General features: G+C 69.5%; 8 protein-coding genes. 5 read left to right on the forward strand and 3 right to left on the reverse strand.

The annotated features are described in order from the left end of the window. Nucleotides 1-13: 13 nt before the first annotated feature. Nucleotides 14-1,216 carry a DUF4192 domain-containing protein gene (locus tag GD1_RS06925; protein ID WP_053776435.1) on the reverse strand — a complete coding sequence of 401 codons (1,203 nt, stop codon included), beginning with the start codon at nt 1,214-1,216 and terminating at the stop codon, nt 14-16. A 96-nt stretch (nt 1,217-1,312) separates the two neighbouring features. Then, a complete protein-coding gene (locus GD1_RS06930; protein WP_157079394.1) occupies nt 1,313-1,978 on the reverse strand; it encodes a hypothetical protein in 666 nt (221 codons plus the stop codon). A 319-nt stretch (nt 1,979-2,297) separates the two neighbouring features. Between GD1_RS06930 and GD1_RS06935 the strand changes: the two genes are divergently transcribed. From GD1_RS06935 to GD1_RS06945, 3 genes are read left to right on the forward strand one after another with little or no spacing between them, the layout of a single operon-like run. Beyond that, the gene (locus GD1_RS06935; RefSeq protein ID WP_053776433.1) at nt 2,298-3,281 is read left to right on the forward strand and encodes a proteasome assembly chaperone family protein; all 984 of its coding nucleotides are present in this window, start codon (nt 2,298-2,300) and stop codon (nt 3,279-3,281) included. A gap of 5 nt (nt 3,282-3,286) precedes the next feature. Beyond that, nucleotides 3,287-5,383, forward strand: coding sequence for a DEAD/DEAH box helicase (locus GD1_RS06940; RefSeq protein WP_373855257.1), 2,097 nt, complete (start codon nt 3,287-3,289; stop codon nt 5,381-5,383). Continuing rightward, nucleotides 5,380-5,925, forward strand: a complete 546-nt coding sequence (locus GD1_RS06945; RefSeq protein ID WP_082365733.1) for a nitroreductase/quinone reductase family protein — start codon at nt 5,380-5,382, stop codon at nt 5,923-5,925. The genes GD1_RS06940 and GD1_RS06945 overlap by 4 nt, the downstream gene beginning before the upstream one ends. Here GD1_RS06945 and GD1_RS06950 read toward each other — a convergent pair. Beyond that, a complete protein-coding gene (locus GD1_RS06950) occupies nt 5,889-6,860 on the reverse strand; it encodes a hydrogen peroxide-inducible genes activator (protein WP_059036466.1) in 972 nt (323 codons plus the stop codon). The genes GD1_RS06945 and GD1_RS06950 overlap by 37 nt on opposite strands. A gap of 136 nt (nt 6,861-6,996) precedes the next feature. Between GD1_RS06950 and GD1_RS06955 the strand changes: the two genes are divergently transcribed. Further along, nucleotides 6,997-7,584, forward strand: a complete 588-nt coding sequence (locus GD1_RS06955) for a peroxiredoxin (protein WP_053776429.1) — start codon at nt 6,997-6,999, stop codon at nt 7,582-7,584. A gap of 11 nt (nt 7,585-7,595) precedes the next feature. Next, complete coding sequence (locus GD1_RS06960; RefSeq protein WP_020793778.1) at nt 7,596-8,129, forward strand: alkyl hydroperoxide reductase; 534 nt, start codon at nt 7,596-7,598, stop codon at nt 8,127-8,129. Nucleotides 8,130-8,262: the final 133 nt, after the last annotated feature.

Raw genomic sequence — 8,262 nt, forward strand, 5'->3', positions numbered from 1 at the left:
TCCCCGAACCCGGTCACGCCGTCCGGTCCAGGGTGATCGCGGGTAGTTCCACGCCGAGGGCGGCGGCCGCGGCCCGGCTCTCGGAGATCATCTCCCACAGCATCTGCGGGTGTTCCCCGCTCCGGAGTGCGGAGTCGAGCAACTCCGCCAGCCGTGCGTGCGGGTCGGCCTCTCGCGCGATGTCGATCGTCACCCCGGCATAGCTGCCCTCGCCGGCGATGTAGTACAGGTGGCCGAGCAGCGTCGCCGCCTGCGCCCGGCCGTGTCCGGTCAATCGCCGGGTCAGCATGCGCCACAACCATTCCGCGTCCATCCGCAGGTCGGTGACCGCGCACGCCAACAGGGCATCACGCACGGCCGGTGTGGTGATGGCCAGTTCCAGTTCCGACACCGTCGGGCAGTCCAGGCGGGGTCGGCTGCGCAGGACACCCATCACCGTCGCGAGCAGTGCCCGCCGGTCCCGGGTGATCCGGTCACCCCAGACCGGGTCGAGTTCGGTGATCCCGACGAAGTCGGTGATGTCACCGAACCCCGTGATCGCCGTCTCGGCACGGGATCGCACTCGATACGGTCCGGTCACCGCACAGTCCTCGGATTCGCAGTGCGGCAGCGGTGCGAGCATCTCGGCGATCTCCGAGCGCCGGGCGAGCAGGCGTCGCCCGGTGTCGACCGCATGCCGTACGGCGGTCGGCGCGATGTGCGGGTCGCCCATCGTCCCGGCGATCCGCCGGGCCGGCCACCCGCGCACGTCGCGTCCGGCCTCGCCCACACCGGTCTCCACCCGCGACGGGCCCTCGCCCTGCCAGATCAGCTCCCACGGGGCGTGCTCCTCGAACTCGGTGACGACGAATCCGTGGGCGATACCGCCTGCGGCGGCGAAGAAGCCGTCGGCGGTGGCCAGCACCCGGTGGTAGCGCTCGTCCCGCGGGGAGAAGCGGTTGTCGGCGATCGCCCCGACGATGAACTCCGGGGCCTGGCCGGCGACGATCCGGCCGAGCCGGTCGAGTACGGCGAGCAGATCGTCGTCGGGCCACCCGTCGGACCCCAGCGACAGGTCGTAGCGCATGGTGGCGTGCACCCGGTTCTGCTCCCGCATCGAGATCAGCACCAGTGACGACTCCGGGATGAAGCCGAGCAGGCCCGGGACGGCGGTCAGCAGGCCGGTGGCGGTGGGCCGCGACGATGCCGGCCGTGGGAGGTGATGTGGCTGGTTCATGCGCTCATCGTGCGGTCCCCCGCCGTCGAGGGGGATCGCCGTCGGCGCCGCGCCGACCGGTTGTCCACAGCCACCGGGCCGTGCACAGGCGCCGGCTCAGCCGAAGGCGCGTGTGACCGCCACGGTGAACAGTGAGTCCAGGTCGGATGCCGGGGGTACCTCGGTGCCGGGCCAGCGCTGCTGCGCATACACCCGGACGCTTCCCCGCTGCCCGATCAGGGTCCGACTTTTGACCTGGGTCTCGGCGCCGGCTCCGGGCGCATCGGAGGTCACCTCCCGCACGATCTCGGTGGTCGCGACCCCGGACAGGCCGGGGTCGTACACGTCGGTACCGACGTGCACGACCATCTGCCCGCCCCCGACGGTGTATCGCGCGCACCGCCGCGCCTGGTCGTCCACCGACGACAGATCGTCGTCGGAGTAGGCGACGGCGGCGGTGAACGACTGCGGGCCACCGGCCGGGATGACCTGCAGCACCACCGCCCCGGTGGGATCGAGGGTCGGCGGGGTGCAGTCGGCGGGATCGACCGCGGCCGGGTCACTGCCGGTCAGGCCGCCGAGTGCGAACCCGACGGCCGGTTGCGGGACCCGGGTGGCACCGGGCACCGGGAAGTCGTCGGCGGTCACCGCGAGCGGTGAGAGATCCTCCCGCGCGGGTACCGCCCGACCGTCGACGCCACATGCCGCGACCACCGTCACCGCGAGCGCCGCCACCGCGATCACCCCGGTCCGGCGCATCCTGCGCCCCCGATCCCTGCTCACACCACCAGTCCTCTCTCCGACCGGTAGGTCACCGATCCGGCCCGACACACCGATCCACACCGGCCCCCGAGTCCGCCGGCACACATCTGTTTCCCCCAACCGTGCCACCGGCGTCGCGCCCCGCGTGCCCCGACACACCGGCCGATCCACGGCGAGTCGGGAATCGTGCCCGCCGATGTGACGTTGGACCCTGATGAGCGGGGGATCTTCTTCCTTCGTGACCAATGCACGACCCTGCGACCTGCATGATTGGTCCCGGATGTGGCGGATGCGAGACAATCACCGACATATCCGGCCGCTGACACCGAGGAGCGACGACATGGACGAGCACCCGACCGGGGACAGCTCGTTGTACGAACTGGCATTTCCCGCGCCGCACATGAGCCGAGGCGACTCCGAGACCGGCCCCGTGCTGGTGCATGCCCTCGACGGTTTCGCCGACGCCGGACACGCCGTCGCACTGGCCGCCGCCCATCTGCGCGACACCCTGGAATCGGATCTCGTGGCGACCTTCGACGCCGACGAACTGATGGACTACCGGTCCCGGCGTCCCACCATCTCGTTCAGTGGCGAGACCTTCACCGACATCACCATGCCGCAGCTGACGCTGCACGCCGTCCGTGATGCCGGGGACAAGGTGTTCCTGTTGCTGTCGGGTGCCGAGCCGGATCTGCGGTGGGAGAGGTTCGGTGAGGCCGTCCGCCGGCTGGCCGATCATTTCGGCGTCAGCGACGTGGTGGGCCTCAACGCGATCCCGATGGCCGTCCCGCACACGCGCCCGGCCACCATCACCGCCCACGGCAACGACCCGGAATCGCTCGGGGACCTGCCGCGGTGGGGGTCGGCGATGAAGCTGCCGGCGAGCGCATCGATGCTGCTGGAACTGCGTCTGGGCGAGCACGGCCGACGGACCACCGGGCTGTCGGTGCATGTGCCGCACTATCTCTCGCAGACCGACTACCCGGCCGCGTCGGCGCGACTGCTGACCGCGGTCGGCGACTACACCGGCCTCGATCTCCCGGTGGCCGCACTCGACGTCGCCGCCGAGCGCGTCCGTGAACAGGTCGACTCCGAGGTCAGCGGCAATCCCGAGGTGGAATCGGTGGTCAAGGCGCTCGAGCAGCAGTACGACGCCTTCCAGGAGGCCCAGACCGAACGCGCCTCGCTGTTGGCCACCGAGGGCTCGCTGCCCAGCGGTGACGAGCTCGGCGCCGAACTCGAGCAGTTCCTCGCCGGCCTCAACGGTGACGACCAGACCGACGGTCCCGACGACACCCCGGGTGGTCGGCCATTCCCGATCTGACCGATATCGCCGATCCGCTCGCACCCGTATCCGGGGACGACGACGCCGCGTTCGACCGGTTCACCGAGTGGTGGTCCGGGCGCGGCATCGACTTCTACCCGCACCAGGAGGACGCCCTGCTGGAGCTGATCTCCGGCAACAACGTCATCCTGGCCACCCCGACCGGCTCCGGAAAGTCGCTGGTGGCCTCCGGGGCGATCTACTTCGCCCGCTGTCACGGGCGGCGCGCGTACTACACCGCCCCGATCAAGGCGCTGGTCAGCGAGAAGTTCTTCGACCTGTGCGATCAGTTCGGCGCCGACTCGGTGGGCCTGCTCACCGGTGACGCCGCGGTCAACGCCGACGCCCCGATCATCTGCGCGACCGCCGAGATCGTCGCCAACCTCGCCTTGCGCGACGGCCCCGACAGCGACATCGGGGTGCTGATCGCCGACGAGTTCCACTTCTACGGTGAACGCGACCGCGGCTGGGCGTGGCAGGTACCGCTGATCGAACTGCCCGACACCCAGTTCCTGCTGATGTCGGCCACACTCGGCGACGTCTCGTTCTTCGTCGACGACCTGACCCGCCGCACCGGACGGCCGACCCGCGAGATCGCCGGCGCCCAGCGCCCGGTCCCGCTGGAGTACGCCTACGCGCTGACCCCGATCCACGAGACCATCGAGGACCTCATCGACCGGGGCCGGGCACCGATCTACGTCGTGCACTTCACCCAGGCGGCCGCCGTCGAGCGGGCCCAGGCGCTGCTGTCGGCGCGGATCTGCGACAAGGCCGAGAAGGCCGCGATCGCCGAGGCCATCGGCGACTTCCGGTTCAGCACCGGCTTCGGTTCCACCCTGTCGAAGCTGTTGCGCGCCGGGATCGGTGTCCACCACGCCGGGATGCTGCCGCGGTATCGCCGCCTCGTCGAACGCCTCGCCCAACGCGGGCTGCTGAAGGTGGTGGCCGGCACCGACACCCTCGGGGTGGGGATCAACGTGCCCATCCGCACGGTGCTGTTCGCCGGGCTCAGCAAGTACGACGGCACCCGGGTGCGCCGTCTGCGGGCCCGTGAGTTCCACCAGATCGCCGGTCGGGCCGGCCGGGCCGGCTTCGACACCATCGGCTACGTCGTCGCCCAGGCCCCCGAGCACGATGTGGAGAACGCACGCGCGGTCGCCAAGGCGGGCGACGACCCGAAGAAGCTGCGCAAGCTGGTCCGCAAGAAACCCCCGGAAGGATTCGTCTCGTGGGGCGAGAAGACGTTCTACGCACTCACCGAGGCCCCCGACGAACCGCTGCGCTCGCATTTCCAGATGACCACCGCGATGCTGCTGGAGGTGCTCGGCCGCCCCGGTGACTGCTTCGTCGCGATCCGGCATCTGCTCGAGGACAACCACGAGCCGCGGGACCGGCAGCTGCGTCACATCAAGCACACCATCGCGGTCTATCGCGATCTGCGCAACGCCGGGATCGTGGTGCGCCTCGACGAGCCCGACGAGGACGGCCGCCAGGTCGCGTTGTCGGTGGACATGCCGGAGAACTTCGCGCTGACCAACCCGTTGTCGGCGTTCGCGCTGGCGGCGTTCGAACTGCTGGACCCGGCGTCGTCGACCTACGCCCTCGACGTGGTGTCGGTGCTGGAGTCGACCCTCGAGGACCCGCGGCCGGTGCTGCTCGCCCAACGCAAGGTGGCCCGCGATGCGGCGATCGCCGAGATGAAGGCCGACGGGGTCGAGTACGAGGAGCGGATGGCGCGACTGGAGGAGATCTCGTGGCCGCGCCCGCTGGCCGAGGAGATCGAGTACGCCTTCGGCGTCTACCGCCGTGGGCATCCGTGGGTGTCGTCGTTCCCGCCGAAGCCCAAGTCGGTGCTGCGCGAGATGCTGGAGAAGGCGATGACCTTCACCGAACTGATCTCCGCCTACGGACTGGCGCGCAGCGAGGGCATCGTGCTGCGCTACCTCACCGACTGCTATCGCGTACTGCGGCAAGGACTTCCGTTGGCCGTGGCGACCGACGAGATCGAGGACATCACCGACCGGGTCGGCCAGATGGTGCGTGAGGTGGACTCGAGCCTGCTCGACGAGTGGGAAGAACTCGCGAACGCCGGTGACCGATGAGGTGTGCAACACCGGTCGGACGCCGGATGCGGTCGGCCCACCCCGGACCGTCGCGGCTGCCCGTGCGCCGGCCCCTGCCGGTGATCGGCTGGTTCGAGCGGGGTCCGGCGTCGGCCGGCGGATGGCCGGCCGTCGAGGATCCGTCGGCCGCGGCCCTGCCGAAGCCCGGCGACGCCGCGGCCGGTCTCGTCGCCGATCCCGCGGTGGTGATCGTGACCGCGGCCGACGACACGTCCGGCGAACTGCGCCAGACACCGCTGATGCGGATCGAGCACGACGGTGTGTACGCGGTGGTCGCGGTGCGCGAGGACACGCCACGCGAGGACACCCCGCACGAGGCGGGCTGGTACCGGGTCCTGCTCGCCGAGCCGCGCGTACAGGTGCGCGACGGCGACCACGTCGGCGAGTACCTCGCACGTGAGGTGTCCGGTGCCGAGCGAGAGTTGTGGTGCGAGCGTGCGGTGGCGGCGTGGCCGGCCTTCGCCGACCACCTGGCCGCCGCCGATCACCTCTTCCCGGTCTTCGTCCTCGAACCGGTCTGAGCGGCCACCGGCACGATCGCCCCGCCCCGGTCCACGAGGTCGGTGATCACCGCAGCCAGCCGCCGGTAGGGTTCCTCACGGCCCGACGACGCCCGGAAGACCAGCCCGATCCGTCGCCCCGGTCGTGGCCGGGTGAACGTGGCGGTGGCCAGTTCCCCACTGGCGGTTTCGGATTCGACGGCGGTCGCCGGGATCAGGGTGACCCCCAGACCGCCTTCCACACACTGCACCGCGGTGGCCAGCGAGGCCGCACGGGTCTGCCCGAGATCCGGCGACACCCCGGCCAGACGGCACACCTCGAGCGCCTGATCACGTAGGCAGTGCCCCTCGTCGAGCAACAGCAGCGGGAGGTCGGCGAGCGTCGTGGGGTCCACGCGGCGACGCCCCTCGAGCGGATGCCCGGACGGCAGTGCGAGTACGAAATCCTCGTCGTACATGGGGATCTCGGCGATCCCGGCGGTCTCGGCAGGTAGTGCGAGGACGGCCACGTCGAGGCTGCCGTCACGCAGTGCGGCGAGCAGCCGTGCGGTCTGGTCCTCCACCACCTGCAGCCGGATGTCGGGCAGGGCGGTGGCGATCCCGCGCAACACCGTGGGCAGGATGTAGGGCGCCACGGTGGGGATCAGTCCCAGTCGGATCGGCCCGGTGAGCGGGTCGTCGGCCCCGGCCGCCGCGGCCAGGAAGTCGTCGGCGGCATCGGTGATGGCGATCGCCTTGCCGAGCAACGACTGCCCCTCCGGAGTCAAGAAGACACGCCGGGTCGTGCGATCGATGAGTTTGAGCCCGAGGCCCGCCTCAAGTCCCGCCAGGGACTGCGACAGTGAGGGTTGACTCACCCCGAGTTCTTTTGCTGCAGAACCGAAATGGTGAGTGCGAGCAAGGGCGACAAAGGCGCGTAGTCCGGCCAGACCGGGCTGATAACTTTTATCAGTCATACCTATCAGTATAGTGCCAATCATCACGTTTAACTTTTACCGATCTGGGCGCACAATAGAAGAGTCATCGAAACGACACGTCGTCGTAGTTGTACGACCGTGCCGAATAACCACCACGAAGGAGCGAGAGCACACCATGGCTTTGCTGACGATCGGCGACCAGTTCCCCGCCTACAACCTCACCGCGGTGATCGGTGGTGACCTGTCCAAGGTCAACGCCCAGCAGCCCGACGACTACTTCACCACCGTCACCAGCGACGACTACGCCGGCAAGTGGCGGATCGTGTTCTTCTGGCCGAAGGACTTCACCTTCGTCTGCCCCACCGAGATCGCCGCGTTCGGCAAGCTGAACGACGAGTTCGCCGATCGTGACACCCAGGTGCTCGGCGCCTCGGTCGACAACGAGTTCGTCCACTTCCAGTGGCGCGCACAGCACGAGGATCTCAAGACCCTCCCCTTCCCGATGCTGAGCGACCTCAAGCGCGAGCTGGTCGAGGCCACCGGTGTGCTCAACGCCGACGGTGTCGCCGACCGCGCGACCTTCATCATCGACCCGAACAACGAGATCCAGTTCGTGTCGGTCACCGCCGGCTCGGTGGGCCGCAACGTCGACGAGGTGCTGCGCGTGCTCGACGCCCTGCAGTCCGACGAGCTGTGCGCCTGCAACTGGCGCAAGGGCGACCCGACCATCGACGCCGGCGAACTGCTGAACGCCAGCGTCTGAGAGGAACATTCATGAGCATCGACAACCTCAAGGAAGCCCTTCCCGAGTACGCGAAGGACCTCAAGCTCAACCTCGGCTCGATCAGCCGCACCACCGTGCTGAACGAAGAGCAGCTGTGGGGCACCCTGCTGGCCACCGCCGCCGCCACCCGCAACGCCAAGGTGCTCTCGGAGATCTCCGACGAGGCCGCCGACAACCTGTCGGCCGAGGCCTACAACGCCGCACTGGGCGCCGCGTCGATCATGGGTATGAACAACGTGTTCTACCGTGGCCGCGGCTTCCTCGACGGCAAGTACGACGACCTGCGTCCGGGCCTGCGGATGAACATCATCGGCAACCCCGGCGTCGACAAGGCCGCCTTCGAGCTGTGGTCGTTCGCGGTCTCCTCGATCAACGGCTGTGGACACTGCGTCGCCGCACACGAGAACACCCTGCGCGAGGCGGGCGTCGACCGTGAGGCGATCCTCGAGGCCCTCAAGGTCGCCTCGATCGTCGCCGGCGTCGGCCAGGCCATCTCGACCACCGAGGTGCTGGCCGGAGCCTGATCCCCCGCCACACCGCACAGCACCGCGCCCGGTACCCGGAGAACCCGGACACCGGGCGCGGTGCTTTTCTGCCGTTACCGCCCGGCTCGGGTCACGACCTCGGGTCCGGTCGCGACTCGCGACCGGACCCGAC

Origin of the sequence: Gordonia desulfuricans NBRC 100010 (assembly GCF_001485495.1) — a bacterium.
GTDB lineage: Bacteria > Actinomycetota > Actinomycetes > Mycobacteriales > Mycobacteriaceae > Gordonia > Gordonia desulfuricans.